This is a genomic window from Lentzea roselyniae (genome assembly GCF_039537795.1).
GTDB classification, from domain to species: domain Bacteria; phylum Actinomycetota; class Actinomycetes; order Mycobacteriales; family Pseudonocardiaceae; genus Lentzea; species Lentzea atacamensis.
On sequence record NZ_BAABBE010000019.1, the window covers coordinates 132515 to 152493 of the forward strand.

The 19979-nt window shown below is 68.1% G+C and carries 19 protein-coding genes; 8 read left to right on the forward strand and 11 right to left on the reverse strand.

All coding sequences use genetic code 11. The features are described from left to right. Nucleotides 1-74 precede the first annotated feature (74 nt). On the forward strand, nucleotides 75-482 hold the full coding sequence (locus ABFX45_RS30390) for a VOC family protein (RefSeq protein WP_109638561.1): 408 nt from the start codon (nucleotides 75-77) through the stop codon (nucleotides 480-482). Between the two features lie 62 nt (nucleotides 483-544). After that, nucleotides 545-940 carry a class I SAM-dependent methyltransferase gene (locus ABFX45_RS30395; RefSeq protein WP_346133597.1) on the forward strand — a complete coding sequence of 132 codons (396 nt, stop codon included), beginning with the start codon at nucleotides 545-547 and terminating at the stop codon, nucleotides 938-940. On the opposite strand, the gene ABFX45_RS30400 is transcribed toward ABFX45_RS30395, so the two are convergent. Genes ABFX45_RS30400 through ABFX45_RS30410 form a run of 3 tightly spaced genes read right to left on the reverse strand, consistent with a single transcriptional unit; the run spans nucleotide 937 to nucleotide 4468 of the window. After that, the gene (locus ABFX45_RS30400; RefSeq protein ID WP_346133598.1) at nucleotides 937-1413 is read right to left on the reverse strand and encodes a hypothetical protein; all 477 of its coding nucleotides are present in this window, start codon (nucleotides 1411-1413) and stop codon (nucleotides 937-939) included. The genes ABFX45_RS30395 and ABFX45_RS30400 overlap by 4 nt on opposite strands. Before the next feature lie 38 nt (nucleotides 1414-1451). After that, nucleotides 1452-2381, reverse strand: coding sequence for a glycoside hydrolase family 6 protein (locus tag ABFX45_RS30405; protein ID WP_346133600.1), 930 nt, complete (start codon nucleotides 2379-2381; stop codon nucleotides 1452-1454). 17 nt (nucleotides 2382-2398) lie between these two features. Beyond that, entirely contained in the window at nucleotides 2399-4468 is a 2070-nt protein-coding gene (locus ABFX45_RS30410; protein ID WP_109638557.1) for a glycoside hydrolase family 9 protein, read from the reverse strand. Nucleotides 4469-4608: 140 nt separating this feature from the next. Between ABFX45_RS30410 and ABFX45_RS30415 the strand changes: the two genes are divergently transcribed. From ABFX45_RS30415 to ABFX45_RS30430, 4 genes are read left to right on the forward strand one after another with little or no spacing between them, the layout of a single operon-like run. Beyond that, nucleotides 4609-5844, forward strand: coding sequence for an extracellular solute-binding protein (locus ABFX45_RS30415; RefSeq protein ID WP_346133603.1), 1236 nt, complete (start codon nucleotides 4609-4611; stop codon nucleotides 5842-5844). Nucleotides 5845-5855: 11 nt separating this feature from the next. Further along, nucleotides 5856-6737 carry a carbohydrate ABC transporter permease gene (locus ABFX45_RS30420; protein ID WP_109638706.1) on the forward strand — a complete coding sequence of 294 codons (882 nt, stop codon included), beginning with the start codon at nucleotides 5856-5858 and terminating at the stop codon, nucleotides 6735-6737. After that, complete coding sequence (locus ABFX45_RS30425; protein WP_109638555.1) at nucleotides 6734-7540, forward strand: carbohydrate ABC transporter permease; 807 nt, start codon at nucleotides 6734-6736, stop codon at nucleotides 7538-7540. Before ABFX45_RS30420 ends, ABFX45_RS30425 begins: the two co-directional genes overlap by 4 nt. A gap of 14 nt (nucleotides 7541-7554) precedes the next feature. After that, a complete protein-coding gene (locus ABFX45_RS30430; RefSeq protein WP_112228149.1) occupies nucleotides 7555-8556 on the forward strand; it encodes a LacI family DNA-binding transcriptional regulator in 1002 nt (333 codons plus the stop codon). On the opposite strand, the gene ABFX45_RS30435 is transcribed toward ABFX45_RS30430, so the two are convergent. From ABFX45_RS30435 to ABFX45_RS30465, 7 genes are read right to left on the reverse strand one after another with little or no spacing between them, the layout of a single operon-like run. Next, complete coding sequence (locus ABFX45_RS30435) at nucleotides 8548-10281, reverse strand: DUF2264 domain-containing protein (protein WP_346133605.1); 1734 nt, start codon at nucleotides 10279-10281, stop codon at nucleotides 8548-8550. The genes ABFX45_RS30430 and ABFX45_RS30435 overlap by 9 nt on opposite strands. After that, entirely contained in the window at nucleotides 10278-11228 is a 951-nt protein-coding gene (locus ABFX45_RS30440) for a hydroxyacid dehydrogenase (RefSeq protein ID WP_346133607.1), read from the reverse strand. The genes ABFX45_RS30435 and ABFX45_RS30440 overlap by 4 nt, the downstream gene beginning before the upstream one ends. Continuing rightward, nucleotides 11225-12058: a carbohydrate ABC transporter permease gene (locus ABFX45_RS30445; protein WP_109638551.1), complete on the reverse strand. Its 834-nt coding sequence runs from the start codon at nucleotides 12056-12058 to the stop codon at nucleotides 11225-11227. The genes ABFX45_RS30440 and ABFX45_RS30445 overlap by 4 nt, the downstream gene beginning before the upstream one ends. Then, complete coding sequence (locus tag ABFX45_RS30450) at nucleotides 12058-12933, reverse strand: carbohydrate ABC transporter permease (RefSeq protein WP_109638550.1); 876 nt, start codon at nucleotides 12931-12933, stop codon at nucleotides 12058-12060. The genes ABFX45_RS30445 and ABFX45_RS30450 overlap by 1 nt, the downstream gene beginning before the upstream one ends. After that, the gene (locus ABFX45_RS30455) at nucleotides 12930-14228 is read right to left on the reverse strand and encodes an ABC transporter substrate-binding protein (RefSeq protein ID WP_346133610.1); all 1299 of its coding nucleotides are present in this window, start codon (nucleotides 14226-14228) and stop codon (nucleotides 12930-12932) included. Before ABFX45_RS30455 ends, ABFX45_RS30450 begins: the two co-directional genes overlap by 4 nt. Before the next feature lie 33 nt (nucleotides 14229-14261). Next, the gene (locus ABFX45_RS30460; protein WP_346133612.1) at nucleotides 14262-15290 is read right to left on the reverse strand and encodes a substrate-binding domain-containing protein; all 1029 of its coding nucleotides are present in this window, start codon (nucleotides 15288-15290) and stop codon (nucleotides 14262-14264) included. Next, nucleotides 15283-16476 carry an MFS transporter gene (locus tag ABFX45_RS30465; protein ID WP_346133614.1) on the reverse strand — a complete coding sequence of 398 codons (1194 nt, stop codon included), beginning with the start codon at nucleotides 16474-16476 and terminating at the stop codon, nucleotides 15283-15285. The genes ABFX45_RS30460 and ABFX45_RS30465 overlap by 8 nt, the downstream gene beginning before the upstream one ends. 48 nt (nucleotides 16477-16524) lie before the next feature. Between ABFX45_RS30465 and ABFX45_RS30470 the strand changes: the two genes are divergently transcribed. Then, nucleotides 16525-16929: a helix-turn-helix domain-containing protein gene (locus tag ABFX45_RS30470; RefSeq protein ID WP_346133616.1), complete on the forward strand. Its 405-nt coding sequence runs from the start codon at nucleotides 16525-16527 to the stop codon at nucleotides 16927-16929. Between the two features lie 674 nt (nucleotides 16930-17603). Here ABFX45_RS30470 and ABFX45_RS30475 read toward each other — a convergent pair. Next, nucleotides 17604-18737: an HNH endonuclease signature motif containing protein gene (locus ABFX45_RS30475; protein ID WP_346133618.1), complete on the reverse strand. Its 1134-nt coding sequence runs from the start codon at nucleotides 18735-18737 to the stop codon at nucleotides 17604-17606. A 317-nt stretch (nucleotides 18738-19054) separates the two neighbouring features. Here ABFX45_RS30475 and ABFX45_RS30480 point away from each other — a divergent pair, with 317 nt between their 5' ends. Beyond that, nucleotides 19055-19978, forward strand: coding sequence for an epimerase (locus tag ABFX45_RS30480; RefSeq protein WP_346133620.1), 924 nt, complete (start codon nucleotides 19055-19057; stop codon nucleotides 19976-19978). Nucleotide 19979 lies beyond the last annotated feature (1 nt).

The following is a 19979-nucleotide window of genomic DNA, read 5'->3' on the forward strand; positions in this document are numbered from 1 at the left end:
GGGCAACTTCAAGTTGTAGGCGTGGCAAGGGTTTGGGAGCATGCGGGTCCGTCTCTTCCAAAGGAGCGATTCCGGTGGCCACTCGCCTCAACCCGTACCTGCGCTTCGACGGCACCGCGCGTCAGGCGATGGAGTTCTACCAGTCGATCTTCGGCGGCGAGCTGAAGATGAACACCTTCGGCGAGTTCGGCATGCAGGACTCACCACAGGCCGACCAGATCATGCACGCCCAGCTGGAGACCGACGCCGGCTACACGCTGATGGCCTCCGACACGCCGCCCGGCATGCCCTACAACCCCGGCGACACCATCACCATCTCCCTGTCGGGCGACGAGGAGGTGCTGAAGGAGTACTTCGCCAAGCTCGCGGACGGCGGCAAGATCGGCACGCCGCTGGAGAAGCAGATGTGGGGCGACGAGTACGGCGACCTCACCGACAAGTTCGGCGTGAGCTGGATGGTCAACCTGGGCGGTCTGGGCTGATCTTGTGACGGGCGGGGCCGCGGTGGTGGCCCCGCCCGTCGCGCTGACGCATGATGTGGACCATGAGCGAGCGTCTGCGCAGTGTGGTCGACCAACTCGCGGTCCGCCCGCACGACCGGGTCCTGGAGATCGGCTGCGGCCAGGGCGTGGCCGCCACCATGGTGTGCCAGCTGCTGACCACGGGCACGCTCACCGCGATCGACCGCTCCACCAAGATGATCGAGGCCGCCACCCGCCGCAACGCCGGCTACGTGGCGTCGGGGAAGGCCGAGTTCCTCATCGCGTCGCTGGAGGACATGAACCTCGGCGATCGCCGCTTCGACCTGGTCTTCGCCGTGCGGGTCGGGCTGTTCCACCGCGACCCGGAGCGGGCGCACGAGCTGGTGCGGCCATGGCTCGCACCGGGTGCCCGCGTGCGCTCGTTCTTCGACGCGCCCGTTCGGACCGGCACCGTCTAGATCCGCCCGAACAGGTCGCTGATCAGCTTCTTCGACGGCTCCACGCCGGCCGGCGACATCACTTCGATCTGGGTCTTGCCCTTGCGCGCGGCGACCGTGTGCTGCGCGGTCTCCGCGCCGCCCGCCGTCGCCTCGTACGCCTCGTCGTGGAAGCCCTCGATGGCCTTGGCCTTCTCCGGCTTGTCCTTGGCGAACGACGCGGCGGTGGCGTTCGTGGTGAAGCGGACCTCGACGGGCATGCCGGATCCGACGTACGTGCAGGTGGTGAGCGTCTTGTCGACGGTTTCCTGTTGGCCCTGCAGCCTCAGCCCCAGCGCCTTGCCGACCACGGACGAGTTGGCGTTGGCGCAGTTCGGCCCCTTGCCAACTGGTTGCTCGACGGTCGTCTGGGGTGCCGGGGCCTGCGGCGAGGCCTCGGGCTCCGACGTGCAGGCGGCGAGCAGGAACGCGGCGGCGAGAAGGGTGATGCGCACATCGGTACATCGACCTGGTCGCCGCCGCGTTACCCCGGTCAGATGCCGTCGATCAGCCGCACGGCCAGATCAGGGCTGAACTGCCCGGCGGGCACCGTCGGCGCGACGCCGCACTCGCCGTCGGAGTTGCCGGGCGTCTTGACCCACAACAGCATCTCCGCACCGCCGCCGACCTGCGCGGCGACGCCGAGCCTGCGGCCGCCGGGGTTGCACCACTCACCGTTGCTGCCGTTGCCGTTGCGGCTGGTGTCGATGACGAACCTCGGTCCGCCACCGAGCGCCGACACGACCGAGTTGGCGTAGCCGACGGACGCACTGGTCGTGTAGTAGTTCGACACGTTCACCGCGAAGCCGCGCACGTTGCGGACGCCCGCGGCGTTCAGGCGCGAGGCCATCGTCGCCGCCGGTACCCAACCCGCGTTGCCGCCGTCCAGGTACGCGTAGGTGTTGGGCGCTTTCTGCTGGAACATCTGGGTGGCGTAGACGAGCATGCCGTTGCGCTCGTCGATCTGGGCCCGGGTCATGCACCCGAAGTCGCCCAGCGCGTCCGGTTCGATCACGACCACCGCCGGTTTCGTGCCGATGCCCGCCGCGAAGCTGGAGATCCACGTCCGGTAGGCCGCCGGAGTGCCCGCCCCACCGCCGGAGTGACCGCCGCACGCGTCGCGGCCTGGCAGGTTGTAGGCGACGAGGACGGGCAGCTTGCCGTTGCCGTCCGCAGCACCCGCGTAGTTCGCCACGGTGCTGCCGATGTTCGCGTCGTTGCCGAACCACCGCGCGATCGGCTTGGAGCCGATGGACGCCTGGATCCGGGACGCTCTGGAGTCGCCGGGATTGTTGCGTGCCCACACCGCGGGCGACGAGTTGGGGTTCACGTAGAACCCGCTGGTCAGGTCGATCGGATTCGCCGCGTGTGCGGGCACCGGTAAGAGGAACAGCAATGTTGCCAGACAGATGATCCACCTCATTGTGGATCTCCTTTCTGTTAACGGGAATCTGCGTACGCGGCCACCCAGGCCAGCGCGGAGTTCCAGTTGATCGCGACCTCGTTCGTCGACCACGAGCCGATGTCGTCGATGTGGCACTTGGCGGGCTTGCAGCCACGCAGGTTCTGCTGCGCCACCGGGTCCTGCAGGCCGGTGTTCGGGCCGCCTGCCAACGCACCCGCGGGCGGGTTCGGGAGCTTCGGGTCGAGCTGGTGCGCCCAGTGGCGGTGGTGCTGGTTGCGGACGTCCCGTTCGCCGTAGCCCGTGACGAACGACCGGTTCACGGCGTTGCGGCCCAGCAAGTGGTCGAACGACTCCAGCACCGCGTCCCGGTACTTCGGGTGGTGCGTGATCTCGTGCGCCAGCGCCATGATCATCGCGGCGTTCGCGGTGGAGCTGGTCGAACCCCACACGTAGCCGGGTGCTGGGTCGGGATAGCCCTGTTCCCGCAACGACTTGACGTAACCGTTGGCGACGCCGAGCAGCCTCAGCCGCGCGGTGATCACCTTCGCCACCGGGAACAGCGACGGCACCCGCAGGATCGTCAGGTCGGCCAGCGCACCCGTGTCCTTCCACGAGAATCCCGCGCTCGTGAGCCTGGTGTTGATGCGTCCCAGGTACTTCCGGTCCCCCGTCAGCGCGTACAGCTCGGCTGCCGCCCACGAGAACTCGTCGCGGACGTCGGTGTCGTCGTAGGGGCCACCGCCGACGTTGTCCTCGCGCGGCGCGTACACGGCCGGGTTCTCGTTCGCCGCCTGCCACGCCCGTTCGGCCGAGGTCCGGCACTGGCCCGCGAGGCCGGTGATCACTCGCGCACACCGGGCGCCGGCGGCGGCGAGGTTCAGCGTGGCCGCCGTGGAGACGCCGTGCAGGTAGCGCGGCTGCGGATCGAGGTGCGGCAGGGTCGGCAGCGGTGTCCAGGCCAGATCGTGGATCTTGTGGTGCACCATGCCGTTCGGCGCCTGCATGCGCATCAGGAACTCGACTTCCCACCGTGCCTCGTCCAGCACGTCCGGGCGCGGGGACTGCTCGTACGAGTCCATCAGCTGCCACGCCGCCAGTGCGCCGTTCACGACGTACTTGCCGTGATCACCCGCGTCGTACCAGCCGCCGCGCACGTCCAGCGAGTAGTCGCACACGCCGGGCAGACAAGGCACTGACGCGTCGCTGAGGTGCCCGGCGGGTCGCGCGTAGGCCTCACCGACGCGCGCCGGCTCGATCGGAGTGCCGCTGCGGTTGTGGTAGAAGTACGCCAGCGCGTCCCGGCTCAGCTGCCCGTACGGGTCACGCGTGATGTCGAACGGCAGCGACACCTCCTCGCCCACGACCAGCATGAAACCGTTGCCTGCCAGGCGGTACCGGGAGAAGTCGGCGATGTGCACGTGGTCACCGGACACAGCGTCGTCGCCGCGAACCTCTGTCCGTCCACTCCGGACAACCTGGCCTGACGCGTCCTTCAGCTGCCACGACACCGGTTCCGTCGACGGGTGCACGATCGTGGCGCGCTTCGGACCGTCCACCGCGTAGGCGTGCTGGTTGACCCGCACCGGTGAGCCGTACGTCCAGCCACCGCCCGGCGGGATCGCGCCACCGGTCAGCGACACGTCGTCAACGCACAGCGTGTACGGCTCGGCCGCACCGCCCATCTGCAGCGACACCTGCTGGTGGATGTCCGACACCGTCGAACTGCCGGTGAACTCGAACGTCTGCGGCGCAGCCGACAGCGTGACCGGCTTGTTCAGGGTGGACTGGACGACCGCGCGGATCGTGACCGGTTTCGTGGCTGACGCCGTGAACCGAAGTGTGTACGGCTGACCTGCCTCCAGCGGCACGTCGTTCTGACCGATCATCGAGTTCCACGGGTTGATCGTCCCGGCCGGGATGTCGGCGCACAGGCGGCCGTCGACGACCCGTGACGGCGTGTTCCCGCTGCTCCACCACGGGGTCTTGCCCGCGTCGAAGGAGCCGTTGAGCACGCGCTCGTACCCGGCGGCGTGCGCCGGGGCGGCGAGGGTCAGCACGAGCACGACCGGCAGCCCGATCGCGGTGAGTCTGAGTCCAGCAGTCATCGGTGGCCTCTTCACAGATGCGTGATCTCGTGGTTAAGGTTCTGTAAGCGCTTCCAATTTCGGCGAACTGTACGCCACATCACAGCACTTCAAAAGACCGTAATCGCTTCCGGAACATCCGCCGGACCTGGAGGTACCCGATGTCCAGACTCTTCGCGCTCGCCGCTGTGGTCGCGCTCTCCGCGTGTGGTGCGCAAGCCACCGGCGACGGCACGACCCTGATCGTCAAGACGTTCAGCCAGTTCGGCTACGAGGACCTCTACCGCGAGTACGAGGCGTCCCACCCCGGCATCAAGATCAAGGAGGAGAACATCGGCAAGCTCGGCGACTACACGCCGAAGCTGCAGCAGTGGATGCAGACCGGCAAGGGCGCGGGCGACGTGGTCGCGCTGGAGGAGGGCATCCTCGTCCAGTTCATGGCCAGGCCGGACCAGTTCGCGGACCTGCGCGAGCACGGAGCCGCCGAGCTGGAGCCGAACTTCCTGCCGTGGAAGTGGAAGCAGGCCGTCACGGGTGACGGCAAGATCGTCGGGCTCGGCACGGACGTCGGCGCGCAGGGCATGTGCTATCGCAAGGACCTGTTCGCCCAGGCCGGGTTGCCGACCGATCGTGACCAGGTCGGCGCATTGTGGCCGACGTGGGACGACTACATCGAGGTCGGGAAGCGGTTCAAGGGCACCAAGTTCTTCGACTCCTCCGGCGGCGTCTACCAGAACGTCCTGATGCAGCAAGGCGATCACACGTACTACGACACGTCGAACAAGCTGGTCATCGACAGCAATCCCGGTGTGCTCAAGGCGTGGGAGACGACGGTCCGGATGATCGAGGCCGGGCTGTCGGCCAACGTCGACCAGTGGAGTCCACAGTGGAACGCGGGCTTCAAGAACGGCGCGTTCGCCACGATTCCCTGCCCGTCGTGGATGCTCGGCACGATCGAGAAGCAGTCGGGGCCGGAACTCAAGGGCAAGTGGGACGTCACGCGGGTGCCTGGCGACGGCGCGGTGCGCGGCGGCTCGTTCCTCGCGGTGCCGAAGCAGAGCAAGCACCCGAAGCAGGCCGCCGAGCTGGCGACGTTCCTGACCAGCGCGAAGGGGCAGACGGCGGCGTTCAAGTCGAAGAACAACTTCCCGTCGTCACCGCAGGCCATCGACGACCCGGCGGTGCGCGAGTTCACCAACCCGTACTTCGGCGACGCGCCGGTCGGCAAGATCTTCGGCGAGAGCGTCAAGGCGTTGAAGCCCGTTTACCTCGGCCCGGACAACATCGCGATCAACGACCGGGTCGTGAACGCGCTGACCGCCGTGGAGCAGCGGAAGCTGACTCCGGACGAGGCCTGGGTCAAGGCCGTCGACGACGCCAAGCGGCTGGTCAGGTGAAGTCCCTCCCGATGAAGTCCGTTACCGAGCGGCTCTCGCCGTACCTGTTCGTCGCGCCGTTCTTCGTGATCTTCGCGGCGTTCGGGCTGTTCCCGCTCGTGTACACGGCCTGGGTGTCGGTGCACGAGTGGGACATCGCCGGGCCGGGCGGGTTCGTGGGCCTGGACAACTACGTCACGTTGTTCGGTGATCCGGACTTCTGGAACGCCACGTACAACACGATCGGCATGCTGGTGCTCGCGACGGTGCCGCAGCTGTTCTGCGCGCTGGTGCTGGCGTCGTTGCTCAACCAGAAGCTGCGCGGGCTCACGTTCCTGCGCATGGGCGTGCTGCTGCCGATCGTCACGTCGGTGGCGGCGGTGGGCATCGTGTTCAGCCAGATCTTCGACCGCGACGCGGGCATGGCGAACGGGTTGCTCGGCCTGCTCGGTGTGCAGCCGGTCGACTGGCACGCCGACAAGTGGTCGTCGTGGACAGCGATCGCGACGATGGTGAACTGGCGCTGGACCGGCTACAACGCGCTGATCTACCTGGCCGCGATGCAGGCGGTGCCGCGCGACCTGTACGAGGCGGCCACTGTGGACGGTGCGTCGAAGGTGCGGCAGTTCTTCAGCATCACCGTGCCGAACATCCGGCCGGCGATCCTGTTCACCGTGATCATGTCGACGATCGCGGGCATGCAGCTGTTCACCGAACCGCTGATCTTCGGGCAGGGTGGGTTCGCGATCTCCGGTGGCAGCCTGCGGCAGTTCCAGACCCTGTCGATGTTCATGTTCGAAAAGGCGTTCCGCGACTTCGACTACGGCTACGGCTCGGCCGTGGCGTGGCTGATCTTCGTGCTGATCACGCTGCTGGCCGTGGTGAACTTCCTGATCACGAGGAGAAGCCGATGATGGTCAGGCTGACGCTGGCCGCGGCGATCGTGCTGTCCGCGTTCCCGCTGTACTGGCTGTTCGTGGTGGCGACGCGGGCCAACGACGTCGTGGGCGACTGGCCGCCGCCGTTGCTGCCCGGCCCGAACCTCGCGGGCAACGTCGGCAGGCTGTTCGACGCAGAGCAGGCGAACTTCCTGCTGGGTATGGGGAACTCGGCGCTGTCGTCGGCCGTCGTGACGGTGTCGGTGGTGTTCTTCAGCTCGCTGGCCGGGTTCGCGTTCGCCAAACTGCGGTTCCGCGGCCGCAACGCGCTGCTGCTGGTCGTTCTAGGCACCATGATGATCCCGGTGCAGATGGGCATCATCCCGCTGTACCTGATCATGGTGGAGCTGGGCTGGCAGAACCGGCTCGAAGCGATCATCGTGCCGTCGCTGGTGTCCGCATTCGGCGTGTTCCTGATGCGCCAGTACGCGGAGAAGGCGGTGCCGGACGAGCTGATCGAGGCGGCGCGGGTGGACGGCTGCTCGACGTTCCGGATCTACTGGACAGTCGTGCTGCCCGCGTTGCGGCCTGGTGCGGCGGTGCTGGGGCTGTTCACGTTCATGGGCACGTGGAACGAGTTCCTGTGGCCGCTCGCCGTGCTGGAGGCGGACAACCCGACCGTGCAGTTCTCGCTGTCGCAGCTGTCCACCACCTACTACACCGACTACACCCTGATGTTCGCGGGCGCGCTGGTGTCGACCGTGCCGCTGCTGGTGGTGTTCGTGGTGTTCGGGCGGCAGATCATCGGCGGGATCATGGAGGGGGCGATCAAGGCTTGAGGCAGACTACTCCCATGTCCAACCGGCCGGTCACCGTCGACGACGTGGCGAAACACGCGGGTGTGTCCATCGGCACCGTGTCGCGCGTGATCAACAACGCCCCGCACGTGAGCCGCAAGGCCCGTGACGCGGTCGAGCGCGCGATCGACGAGCTGGGCTACGTGCCGAACAGGACGGCGCAGTCGCTCGCCGGGCAGCGCCGCGGGTCCGTCGTGCTGGCCATCTCCAGCGACGATCCGGGGCTGTTCGCGAACCTGTTCTTCGCTCAGGTCGTCACCGGGGTGAACGCGGTGGTCGAGGAGACCGACCTCGAGCTGCAGCTCGTGCTGGCCGCCTCGGACAAGGGCCGGGCCAGGCTCTCGCGGATCTTCAAGTCACGTGCGGCGGACGGAGTGATGCTGCTCGCGTTGAAGGAGAACGACCCGCTGTCGGCGTTGGCGGAGTCCAGCGGGCTGCCGGTCGTGCACGGCGGCCGGTCGCTCGATCACGAGCCGCGCTTCTACGTCGACGCGGACAACCGGGGTGGCGCGCGCGAGGCCGTCGAGTACCTGATCTCGCTGGGGCGCAAGCGGATCGCGACGATCACGGGGGCGCAGGACCAGCACGTCGGGGTCGCGCGGTACCTCGGGTATCGCGAGGCCGTGGTGCTGGCCGGGCTCGACGACTCGCGGGTCGCACACGGCGACTTCACCGAGACTGGTGGGGAGGCGGCGATGACGGACCTGCTCGACCGGTTCCCCGACCTGGACGCGGTGTTCGTGGCGTCGGACGCAATGGCGGCCGGGGCGTTGTCCGTGCTGGCGTCCCGTGGCGTTCAGGTGCCGTCGGACGTGGCCGTGGTGGGGTTCAACGACATCGTGACCGCACAGCACACCACGCCGGCGTTGACGACCGTGCGGCAGCCGATCGACGCGCTCGGCCGGGAGATGACCAGGATGTTGCTGCGGCTGATCGACGGCGACACGCCGACGTCGCTCATCCTGCCGACCTCCTTGGTCCGCAGAGAGTCAGCCTGAGACCTCCCGCTCCGGCGCGTCCAGAGTCGACCTGAGCACCTCGTCGACGCGTGCTTCCCAGTCGGCTTCCGCCACCGTGCCGTTGAGGACGGCCACCGCGGCGAGGGTCACCGTGCCCTCGATCTCCGCGGTCAGCGTGGGAACGCTGACCGCGCCGGTGAACGCCGTTCCCTGCGGCGCTGCCTGCCGTTCGACGCCGGTCCAGCCCCGGACCCCGACCAGCGGGGCGGGTAGCTGCGTCGCCCAGCCGGTCAGCTCGGCCCTCGTGCCGGGCGGGGCGCCGATCACCCGGTGGATGCGCAGCTCCTGGTCGTCCCAGACGGCCGTGACGCTTTCGATGCGCAGTCCCGGCGCCATCGGCTGCTTCGCGCCGAACACCGGGAGGTGCCAGGAGGCGGCCCAGTTGTCCCGCGCGCCCATTGGGTGGATCCGCCTGCGGACGCTGCGGTCGCCTCTGATCACGAGGCTGATGTGGTTGTCGGGGGCGTTGTGCTTAGACGTCGGTCCAGTGGCCGTCGAGTAGGCGAAGCGGCTGTAGAGCGGGTCGTCGTCGGTCGCGTACTCGCCCTCGAACGGCCGGACGTGGTCGCTGCCGTGGTTGTGCAGCCTGGTCACGCCGTTGTGCTTCTGGATCAGCAGACCTGGGCCCGGCAGCGCGAGCGTGCGGTCCGAGTCGTCGCGTTCTTCCTGTTCGGTCCACAGTGGATGATCTGGACCGGCGAGCAAGCAGACGAACGCCTTCGAGGCCCAGTACGGCGAGGCCGGTCCGGAGTAGTGCTGCAGGGTCGCCTCGTGCGGGCCGTGCCAGCCGAGGGTGAGCAGTCCGTCGGTGAGTGCGCCCCGGTCGAGGAAGTACTTGAGCGCGTTGCTGATGAGGTGCCGCGAGTGGCCGGGCCTCAGCGGTGTCTCGCCGGTGACCGCGCCGAGAGCGACCGCGCTGGCGGCCGCGAACCGGTAGGTCAGCGAACGTCCGAAGTAGATCGGTGCGCCGTCCGCGCCGAACAGCAGGTGGCAGCTCTCCAGGTGCTCCTTGAGGTGTGTGGTGATCGGCCTGCCGTCGAGGAACGCGTCCAGCGCCGGGTAGAGGTGCAGCGCCCAGCCGTTGTAGTGGTCGAACGCGCGGCCGTCGCCGTCGGAGTACCAGCCGTCGCCGCGGTACCAGCCTTCGAGCAGCTCCATCGCGCGCTGTTTCGCGCGTTGCGTCTCGTCGTCGCCGCGACCGGCGGACTCGAGGAACGAGGCCACGGTGTACGGGAAGAAGTACCAGTTGTTGGCGGCCGGGACGTGCCGCAGCGCCTCCCGCAGCCACGACTCGGCGCGGTCCTGCTGAGCCCCGGACAGCTTGTCCCACAACCACGGCCTGGTCAGGCGCAGGCCCAGTGCCACCGACGCGGACTCGACCATCGGCTGGCCGACGTCGGTGATGGCTGGCCACTCCCCCGCCGTGCCCGCGACCAGGCCGGCTGCGTAGCGCTCCAGCCAGTTGTGCGGATCGTCACCCCGCGCGGTGCGGAAGGCCGCTGCCAGGAACGTGCGGGCGTACCCCTCCAGGCCGTCGGACCGCACGCCGCTGCGCGAAGGGCGGCCGGGCAGGTCGAGGAAGGCCTGGTCGGGTGACGCGTACCGCCAGGCGGAGCCCAGCAGCTCATCGGCGGCGGCCACCCAATGCGCGCGGGTGAGGCCGGTGTGAGGGCTGAGCACGCGGTCCTCGTCTGGCAGCTTCACGCGATGCGTTCCCTTCGTTCTGCGGGCACCGGGGTCAGAAAGGGCTCTCCCGCCACCCATCTGCGCACTTCGGCGACCGCGTGGTGGGCCAGGCGGAGCCACTCGTTGCCCTGCGAACCGGCCAGGTGGGGTGTGATGAGCACGTTGTCGTTGTGCCACAACGGGTGGCCGGCAGGCAGCACCTCGGGGTCGGTGACGTCGAGCACCGCCCGGATCCGGCCGGCCTCGGCGGCGAGCGCCTCCTGGTCGACGACGGCGCCGCGGGCGGTGTTGATCAGCACCGCGTCGTCCCTGAGCAGCCCGAGCAGCTCGTGGTTCACCAGTCCCCTGGTCTCCGGCAGCAACGGCGTGTGCACGCTGACCACGTCGCTGCGCCCGAACAGCTCGGTGATGCCCACGGACTCGGCACCGTCCACTTCGGTCACGAACGGGTCGTGCACCAGCACGTGGAAATCATACGGCCGCAGCAGCTCGATCACCCGACGGCCGATCATCGACGCGGACAGGATGCCGATGGTGGCGCCGTAGTTCCCGACGGTCGGAGGGAGGTCGTAGTGGCCGATCTGCTTGGTGGCCCGGTAGTCACGAGCCCGTTCCAGCACGCGCTTGCCGGTCAGCAGGATCATCGCGACGGTGTACTCGGCGACGGGCAACGCGTTGGCCGAAGCCGCGGAGGAGACCGCGATTCCGCGTTCCCAGCAGGCGTCCGTGACGAAGCCCTTGACGGAACCGGCCGTGTGCACGATCGCTTTGAGGCCGGGCAACCGTTCCAGGACTTCCGCGGTGATCGGCGGGCAGCCCCAGCCGGTGACGAGCAGGTCGACGTCCGGGAGCTCGCCGAGGTTCTGGGTGACGGGCCCGAAGTCGCAGATCGCCTTCAAGTCGCCGAGCACGGGTGCGAGGACAGTGGCGGCGGCCTCCGCCGACATCGCACCCGCGCCCCTCACTTGACGGCTCCCGCGGTCAGGCCGGCTCGCCAGAACCGTTGCAGCAGCATGAACGCCAGGATCAGCGGCAGCACCGCAAGCAGGGAACCCATGATCACCACCGGGTAGTACTCGGGCGACACGCTCGCCGCGCTGTTCCACTGGTAGAGCCCGAGGCTCACCGGGTACAGCTTCTGGTCGGACAGCATGACCATCGGCAGGAAGAAGTTGTTCCAGATCGCGGTGAGCTGGAACAGGAACACGGTGACCGCGCCGGGTCCGAGCATTCGCAGCGCCACCTTGAAGTACGTGGCGAGGTCGCCGGCGCCGTCGATGCGGGCGGCCTCCAGCACCTCGTCCGGTACGTAACCCTGGCTGAAGATCCGGCCCAGGTAGACGCCGAACGGGTTGAACAGCACCGGGATGAACACCGCCCAGAAGGTGTTGACCAGTCCGGTTTCCGACGCCATCAGGTAGAGCGGCAGCGCGAGCACGGTCTGCGGCACCATCACGGCCGCCAGCACCAGCCCGAAGAGCTTCTCCTTGTGCCGGAAGGAGTACTTGTCGAAGGCGTAGCCCGCCGCGACCGAGATGAACGCACTGGCGGCGGCACCGACGACAGCGTACAGAACGCTGTTGACGTACCAGCGGCTGTAGAGGCCCTTGTCCATCGTGAAGAGGTCTTTGACGTTGTCGGCGAACGAGAAGTTGCTCAGCGACAACAGGTCGCTTTCGAACAGGGCATCGACGTTCTTGGTGGCGGCGAGCACCAGCCACAGCACCGGCAGCAGGGTGTAGAGCACCGAGATGCCGACGACCAGGTTGACCGTGGTCCGGCCGAGCAGGGTCATCAGGCGGCCTTCCTGTTCGTCCAGCGGGTGACGCCGTAGGAGAGCGCGATCGTGAAGGCCAGCAGGATCACCGACGCAGCCGCGGCGAGACCGTAGTTGTTGCGGGTGAAGGCGGCGTCGTAGATGTACATGCTCGGGGAGAACCTGGTGCTGATCATCGGCGTGGACTGGCTCAGCAGCACCGGTTCGGTGAACAGCTGCAGCGCCCAGATGAGCGTGAACATCGTGACCGTCACGATCGCGGCCCTGACCAGCGGCGCCTTGATCCGGATGGCCTGCTTGACCGGGCCGGCGCCGTCGACCACGGAGGCTTCCAGCACCTCGCGCGGCACGGCCTGCAGCGCGGCGTAGAAGATCACCATGTTGTAGCCTAGGTTGCTCCAGAGCGCGATGTTCACGATGGACGGCAACACCGTGTCCACGCCGAGGAAGCTGATCCTGATGTCGGCCTTGGCGAAGAGGTCGATGATCGGGCTGATGCCGGGTGTGTAGAGGTAGAGCCAGATCAGCGCGGCGATGATGCCGGGGACGGCGTGCGGCAGGTAGAGGCCCATCTGGGCCCAGCTCCTGAGCTTCGCCACGCCGGAGTCCAGCAGGAGTGCCAGGGTCAGCGCGCCGACGACCATCAGCGGGATGTAGATCAGGCAGTACAGCACCACGGTCAGCAGGCTGCCCAGGAACGTGGGGTCGCTGAGCACCGCGACGTAGCTGCGCAGGCCGACGAACACCGTGCGTTCCGGGCCGAAGCCGAGGCCCGGCTGGTCGGCGCCGAAGAGACTCAGCCACACCGCGGTGCCGACCGGTACCAGGAACACCGTGACCAGCAGGAGGAAGAACGGCGCCAGCAGGACGGCGCAGGCGAGCTTGCCCTTCACCGCTCTCCCTCCTCAGTGGACAGTCCCAGTGCCTTGAGGTCGGGCATGGTGCCGTTCTGGGCTTCGCGCACGGCCTCGATCAGGGTGGTCCGCCCGGCGCCCGCCTTGGCGAACCCGTCCTGCATCACCCGCTGCGTCGCGCTCATCCGCGGCCCCCACACCCAGCCGTCCCGCACCCTGTCGGCTTCCTGCTTGAACAACTGGTAGACGTCCTGCCCGCCGTAGTACTCGCGCGGGAACGCCCTGCTGCCGGTCTCGACGAGGCCGGGCGCCACCGGGTACTGGCTGCTGGTGCCGCTCTTCAGCCTGGCGGTCAGCGCGGCGGGGTCGCTGACCTGCCACTCGATGAACTCCATCGCGGCCTCGGGTTGCGCGGAGTCCTTGGTGATCGCGAACGTCGACCCGCCGTGCGTGCCCACCGCGGGTTCGTCCCAGACGGGCATGGGAGCGATGCGCCACTTGCCTTTCTGACCCGGCCGCGCCCGCATCTGCGCACCCGCGTCCCACGCGCCGGTCAGCCGGGTGACGACGAGCCCCTGGCCGATCTGCGCGTCGGACTGCCTGCTCTCGACGGCGTTGCGGAACACCAGGTCGTCGTCGATGAGCCGTTGCCAGTACGCGGCGACCTTCCTCGTCGGTTCGTCGGTCATGGTGACGCGCCAGGTGCCGCCGGCCGTGTCGAACCACTTCGCGCCCGCCTGCCACGCGAAGCACGCGAACTGCATGGCGCCGTCGGTCGGGAACAGCACGAGCCGCTTCGCGGAGTCCTTGTCCCGCACGGTTTTCGCGAGTTCGGCGAAATCGTCCCAGGTTCGCGGAACCTTCAGGCCGTACTGGTCGAACAGGTCGGCGCGGTAGTGCAGCACCATCGGCTCGATGTCGAGCGGGACGCTGAACACCCGGTTGTCGAACGTGGTGAGCTTGAGCGCCTGAGGCAGCAGCTTCTGCTTCAGCCGGTCGGTGACGAGGTCGGTGATGTCCCGCGCGACGCCGTCGATGGCGAAGCCGGGCACCTGCGGGTATTCGATGGTCGCGACGTCGGGCGCATTGCCGGCGCGGGCGGCGTTGCTGAGCTTCGCGTAGCCGCCCTGCAGACCGGAGGGGATCTGCTGGAAGATCACCCTGATCCGGCTCTGCGAGGAGTTGAACGCGTCGACGACCTGCTGGCTACCGCGCAGGGCCGACCAGAACGTGATCTCTACCGGGCCTCCGGCACCGCGGCGTTGCGGAGTGGAACAGGCCGCCAGTGGTGCCGTGAGGCCCGCCGCGAGGAGTGTGCGACGACTCAGGCGCATGGTTCGCATCCTGATCGCCTGATCGCTTTTGCGTCAAGAAACGTTCAAACGCTCAGTCGATGACCGGACCTTCAGCTCGGGCAGCAGCTCAACGCGTTCCGCGCTCTGCCCCGGGTTGCGCAGCTGCCGCAGGAGGAGTTGGGCGGCCACCTGTCCCACCTCGGTCTTGGGCGGCGCGACCGCCGTGAGCGGGATGCTGCCGAGTGCCGCGACCACGTCGTCGTACGCCACCACCGAGCACCGCTGCGGCACCTTGATCCCGGCGTCCGTCAGCTGCTGGACCAGCATCAACGCATCCACGTCGCCGTGCAGGATCGCGGCCGTCGCCCGATGTGCCCTGAGAATGCCGACGAGCCCCGTGTCCGGTGAGCTCCCGACCGTGATGGCGTCTTCGAGGTCCTTGGAGATCTCCTTGAACGCTCGTCTGAGCGCTCTCGCCGTCGGACTGTCGTCGCGCGCGGCCAGCACGATCCGCCGATGGCCGAGATCGGTCAGGTGCTTCACCGCCAGGTGCACGCCGTACCAGTGGTCCGAGCACACCGAGTTCATCGCCCTGAGCCGCCCGCTAGGCCGGCGTTCCATCAGCACCGTCGGCACACCGGTCTCGGCGAGCCAGTCGTCGGCCGACTCCTCTTCGCAGGTGCGCCACCGCGGTGCGATGAGCAGACCCTGGACCGGTTCGGCGAGCGCTCGTTCGACGATCGGTTTCTCCGCGCCTTTGACCTGCGGCGCGATGTGCAGCACGACCCGCATGCCCGCTTCTTCCAGAGCTTTGCGCGCGCCGTTCATCGTCTCGTACAGGTACGCGTGCCGCTCCGGCACGACCAGCGCCACCGCACCGTTCGACGGTTTCACCGGCTGCGGCTGCTGAACCGGGCCGAGCGACCGCGCGACACCGTGCCCTCGGCGCAACTTGCCGAGCCTGGCCAGCTCCTCGACGTCACGCCGGATCGTGACGATCGAGACGTCCAGCTCGCTGGCCAGATCGCTCACCTTGACCGTGCCCCGCGACGCGACGACGGCCAGAATCCGCTGCCGCCTCACCTCGCCGGGTTCACGCATGGGAGTCCGCCTGTTCGTTTGAGCGTTTCGGCGCGAGCATAACCCGAGGAACGGTCACAGCGCCGACCAACGCCCCGACCGCCGTGATCACAGCAGCACCCATGGCCGCGAAGCTGAGCGAAACACTTTCCGCGACCCACGGCCCGACGATCGCCCCGATGAGCGTCGCCAACGCCTCCACTGCGAGGAACACCGCACTGATCCGCCCGAGGTACTCGTTGTCCGCCACCCTCTGCAACGCCGTCTGCGGCGCCACCACCGTGATCGATCCGAACGCGCCGATCACCACCGCGGCGATCATGGCGATCCCGAGTTCCTGGGCGCCGAACAGAACCGCGAACCCGCCCGCCGTCCCCAGTTGCGCACCCGCGAGCACCGTCCGCAGTTGCACCCGATCGAGCCATCGAACTGCGACCGCCCCGGCCAGGAAACCGACGCCGAGCGCCGACAGCACCATGCCGACCTGAGTGCTGCCACCGAGGATCCGCACCCCGAACGGCACCAGCAACGCGCTCAACGCCGCGTTGGCCGCCAGGAACACACCGGTGAGCGGCAACAACGTCCGCGCGAGTTTCAACTCCCCCAACGCTTTCAGCCCAGCCTTCAACCCTGCTCGTCCTGTTTTCTCGGAGGATCTCCTGCGAGTGCAGGCGATCGCCACGGCCGAGACCAGGTAGCTCGCCACGTCCAGTCCGATCAGGACCTCGAACCCGGCCCACGCGAGCAGAACTCCCCCGAGCGGCGGCCCGACCAGCCGCACCACGCCGTCGGTGGCGGCGTTCCACGAGTTGGCGCTGCTCAACGCGCGACCAGTCCCCACCACAGCCGGCACGTGCGCCTGAGCCGCGGGCCGGAACACCACCGCGCCAACGCTTTCCGCGATCACCGCGACGTAGATCGCAGCCGGCGTCCCGATCAGCATCACCGCGACAGCGCCGGCGCGGAACACGTCTGCCGCGATCATCACCCGCCGCCGGTCCCAGCGGTCGACGAGCACGCCGGCCATCGGGCCGAGCAGCAACGCCGGCAGGTACTCGGCGGCGAGTGTCAGGCCGGTGGCGAACACCGATCCGGTCAGCGCGTACATGTGCGCCGGTACCGCCACCACCAGCAACCACGATCCGAGCAGGCTGACAGCCCGCCCGGTCCACAGGAACCGGAAGTCCCTCATCCCCCAGGCACTCATACTCACAAGATAGAGACAGGCGTTCTATGCTCTGTCAAGATAGGCGTCGTGGACTCTCTCGGACCGACGCTTCGTGCCCTTCGTCAGGCCAGCGGGCGCACTGTCGCCTCGGTTGCCGCTGATGCCGGGCTTTCCGTGCCGTACATCGCGAACCTTGAGAACGGGCGCGGCAACCCGACCACCGGGGCGCTGGCGCGGTTGGCCGGTGCGCTGGGGACCGAGTTGCGCGTCTCGTTCGGGGAGGGTGCCGAGGAGGCGCCTCTGCCGGTGCCACCGTCGCTTGTCCGGGTGGGGCGGAGTGAGCGGTTTCGGCGGGTGGCGGCTGAGATCGGTGCTGATCCGGCGGATGTGGTTGCTGCGTTGGCTGCTGTTGGGCGGGTGGTGGACGCGGGTGAGCAGGATTGGTGGCGGGTGTTGGACGCGATGGTGCTGGTGGCTCGGCATCCGGTCTGACGGGTCGGCCGCCAGTGGGGGCGTGGGTGGGCGTACGTGGCGGGCGCACGTGGAGGGCTGACGTGCGTGCGTTGGCGGGCTGGTGGCGCAGGTCGGTGGCGTTGGTGACGTTGGGTTGGACAGTGGCGTGGATCGGTGGCACAGATTGCGTTAGGCAGACCGGGTAGCGAAGGCCGGTAGCGCGGATTGCGTGGACAGGGCGAGTAGCGCAGGCCAGCGGCACGAGTTGCGCTAGGCAGCGCGGTTAGCACAGGCCGGTAGCGCGGATTGCGTGGGTAGGGCGGGTGGCCCGGGTCGCGGTTTGGGCGGCTTCGCCGACCCTGCACATGCCCTCCTTCGTCGGGTGTGTGCCTGACCTAGTTTCTGTGGTCAGGTCCCGTAGGTGGTTGCGGGGCATGGGCATGTGGCGTGCGGATGGCGCCAGTTGTGTAGGTGGTCGCCAGGGGTCGGGTTGCGACCTAGACCGATGCGGTGGAACGCCGGTTACGCGGGTGTCCCCAAAGAGCGGGTTGCAACCCAGACCCATGCAGGTAGCGCTGTTGCGTCGACGGCTGCCAGAAACGCGGGTTCAACCCAGGGCGATGCGGTGGGACGCCGGCTGCGTTGACGGTCGCCAAAGGCCGGGTTGCGATCGAGGGATTTTCCTTGGATCGCAACCCGTTCACCGGGCGGGTCTAGAACGGTGGCGGGTCGCCCAATACCGGTTCTGGTTCGCGTTGGTAGGTCTTTCCGGCGGGGCTGCGGAAGTGGAACCTGCCGGGTTCGGGTTGGCTGACTTCCCAGGCCGTGCGGTGCTTGACGCGGTGGTGGTGGCGGCAGAACGGGCCGAGGTTGGCCTCCGAGGTCGGCCCTTCCGGGAACGGCACCGTGTGGTCGAGGTCGGACTTGTACGCGGGCCGCATACAACCGGGGAACCGGCAGGTGCGGTCCCGCGTCCACACGAACCGGCGGAGTTTGGCCGGTGGCCGGTAGGTGCTGGTGCCGAACTCCAGCGCCTCACCCGTGGTCGGGTCGGTGAGCAGCCGCCGCCAAGTCGCGTCACCGGCCAGCTCCCGCGCCAGGTCAGCGCTGATCGGGCCGTACCCGGCCAGCTCACCCGGCTGCTCCGACAACCCCAGCAACGTCGCCGCCGACACGGTCACGTACAGCTCGACCTTCACCGCGCTGGTCTTGTCCGGGGTGGCCAGCAGCAGGTCGGCCACCACGTCGGCGCGGATCTGGTCGACGGTGCGCGGGTCGGCCGGGGTCTGCAGGCCGCGGGCGATGGTGTCCACGCGCTCATAGCACGCGGTGGCCCGCGCGGCCGGGAGATAGGCCCAGAACTGGGCCATGCCGTCCTCCGGCGTCACCGACAACCCCGTGCACCGCTGCGCCTTGCGCAACTCGGCCCGGTCCTCGTGGCCGTCGGGGTCGACGCGCATCACCACCCGGCTGGCCAACTGCCGCAGCTGAGCACCGGTCTTGCCCTCGGCCTTGGCCAGCACCCGCTGCTCCACCTCCGCCGCCAGACCAGCCGACAGCGGCACGGTCTTGTCATGCACAACCCGCGCCTTGTACAGGTCGATGTCCCCCTTCTCCAACGCGTCCAGCGTGCGCGGCAGCTTCGTCGCCAGGTCCAGAGCCAGGGCGATCTGGTCGCTGGTCCACCGCGACGTCCAGCACATCCCGGCCGCGATCTCCGCGTCGAAGAATTCCTCACCCTCACACGCGATCGCGTAATCCGCAAGAATCCGCAACCCCTGCGCCTGATGATAGGCGACTTGTTTCTCGTGATAGGCGAGAGCATCGAGAACCTCGACCGCGTCCATACCCCAAATTCTATTCGAGATCAAAAACCACAAAGGGGCCAGAGCACTACACCATCGAGTGAACCAGCAGTTCAACCGCCATATGGCACCGTGCGCACCAACTCTCTCTAGACGCTACGCAACCACTAGCAACCACCTACGCACCCGGAACGAAACGAAAGCAAACAGACCACGCCCCGCAACCACCAACAAAAGCCGGCCACAGAAATTCGGTCCGGCACACGCCCGACGAAGGAGGGCATGTGCCGGGTCGGCGAAGCCGCCGAACCCGGACTCTCAGGTTCAGCGGGCTAGCGTCGCCACCGAAGGGGGCGATGATGATGAAGATCGTGATTCCAGGCGGCACCGGCCAGATCGGTGGCGTGCTGCGCAGGGCGTTGACCGCGGCCGGTCATGAGGTGGTGATCGTCAGCCGTAGCAGCGGCGTTCGGTGGGACGGGCGGACGCTCGGGGTGTGGGCGAGTGAGATCGACGGCGCGGACGTGGTGATCAACCTGGCCGGACGGAGTGTCAGTTGCCGGTACACGCGGGAGAACCTCGACGAGATGATGCGGTCGCGGGTCGAGTCGGCGCGGGTGGTGGGGGAAGCGATTGCTCGGGCTGCCAGGCCGCCGAAGGTGTGGTTGCAGATGAGCACGGCGACGATTTACGCGCATCGGTTCGACGCGCCCAACGACGAGGCGACCGGGATCGTCGGCGGGGACGAGGAGGGTGTGCCGGAGTACTGGGGGTTCAGCGTTGAGATTGCCAAGAACTGGGAGGCCGAGCTCGAGAAGGCGGACACTCCGGAGACCCGCAAGGTCGCGATGAGAGCTGCGATTGTGATGAGTCCGGACCGGGGTGGGGCGTTCGACTACCTGTCGTGGCTGGTGCGGCTCGGACTTGGCGGAGCGGTTGCCGGTGGGAGGCAGTACGTGTCGTGGATTCACGACGACGACTTCGTGCGGGCCGTTGCGCTGCTGATCAGGGAGCCGATCGAGGGTGCGGTCAACCTCGCGGCGCCTGGGCCGTTGCCGCAGAAGGACTTCATGCGGGAGTTGCGGAAGGCCTGGCGCGTGCCCGTCGGGCTGCCGGCGAACCGGCGGATGGCGGAGGTCGGGGCGTTCGCGATCAGGAGTGACACCGAGTTGCTGCTCAAGAGCCGGAGGGTCGTGCCGGGCAGGCTCGGGGAGGCCGGGTTCGAGTTCCGCTTTCCGAACTGGGCCGAGGCGGCGCAGAATCTGGTTGAGCGCAGGAGGTGAG

Coding starts and splice junctions, on each gene's coding strand:
- ABFX45_RS30415 (WP_346133603.1), top strand. CDS start 4,609: ATGTCCAGACTCTTCGCGCTCGCCGCTGTGGTCGCGCTCTCCGCGTGT.
- ABFX45_RS30430 (WP_112228149.1), top strand. CDS start 7,555: ATGTCCAACCGGCCGGTCACCGTCGACGACGTGGCGAAACACGCGGGT.
- ABFX45_RS30455 (WP_346133610.1), bottom strand. CDS start 14,228: ATGCGCCTGAGTCGTCGCACACTCCTCGCGGCGGGCCTCACGGCACCA.
- ABFX45_RS30395 (WP_346133597.1), top strand. CDS start 545: ATGAGCGAGCGTCTGCGCAGTGTGGTCGACCAACTCGCGGTCCGCCCG.
- ABFX45_RS30460 (WP_346133612.1), bottom strand. CDS start 15,290: ATGCGTGAACCCGGCGAGGTGAGGCGGCAGCGGATTCTGGCCGTCGTC.
- ABFX45_RS30480 (WP_346133620.1), top strand. CDS start 19,055: ATGATGAAGATCGTGATTCCAGGCGGCACCGGCCAGATCGGTGGCGTG.
- ABFX45_RS30425 (WP_109638555.1), top strand. CDS start 6,734: ATGATGGTCAGGCTGACGCTGGCCGCGGCGATCGTGCTGTCCGCGTTC.
- ABFX45_RS30475 (WP_346133618.1), bottom strand. CDS start 18,737: ATGGACGCGGTCGAGGTTCTCGATGCTCTCGCCTATCACGAGAAACAA.
- ABFX45_RS30405 (WP_346133600.1), bottom strand. CDS start 2,381: ATGAGGTGGATCATCTGTCTGGCAACATTGCTGTTCCTCTTACCGGTG.
- ABFX45_RS30410 (WP_109638557.1), bottom strand. CDS start 4,468: ATGACTGCTGGACTCAGACTCACCGCGATCGGGCTGCCGGTCGTGCTC.
- ABFX45_RS30465 (WP_346133614.1), bottom strand. CDS start 16,476: ATGAGTGCCTGGGGGATGAGGGACTTCCGGTTCCTGTGGACCGGGCGG.
- ABFX45_RS30445 (WP_109638551.1), bottom strand. CDS start 12,058: ATGACCCTGCTCGGCCGGACCACGGTCAACCTGGTCGTCGGCATCTCG.
- ABFX45_RS30420 (WP_109638706.1), top strand. CDS start 5,856: ATGAAGTCCGTTACCGAGCGGCTCTCGCCGTACCTGTTCGTCGCGCCG.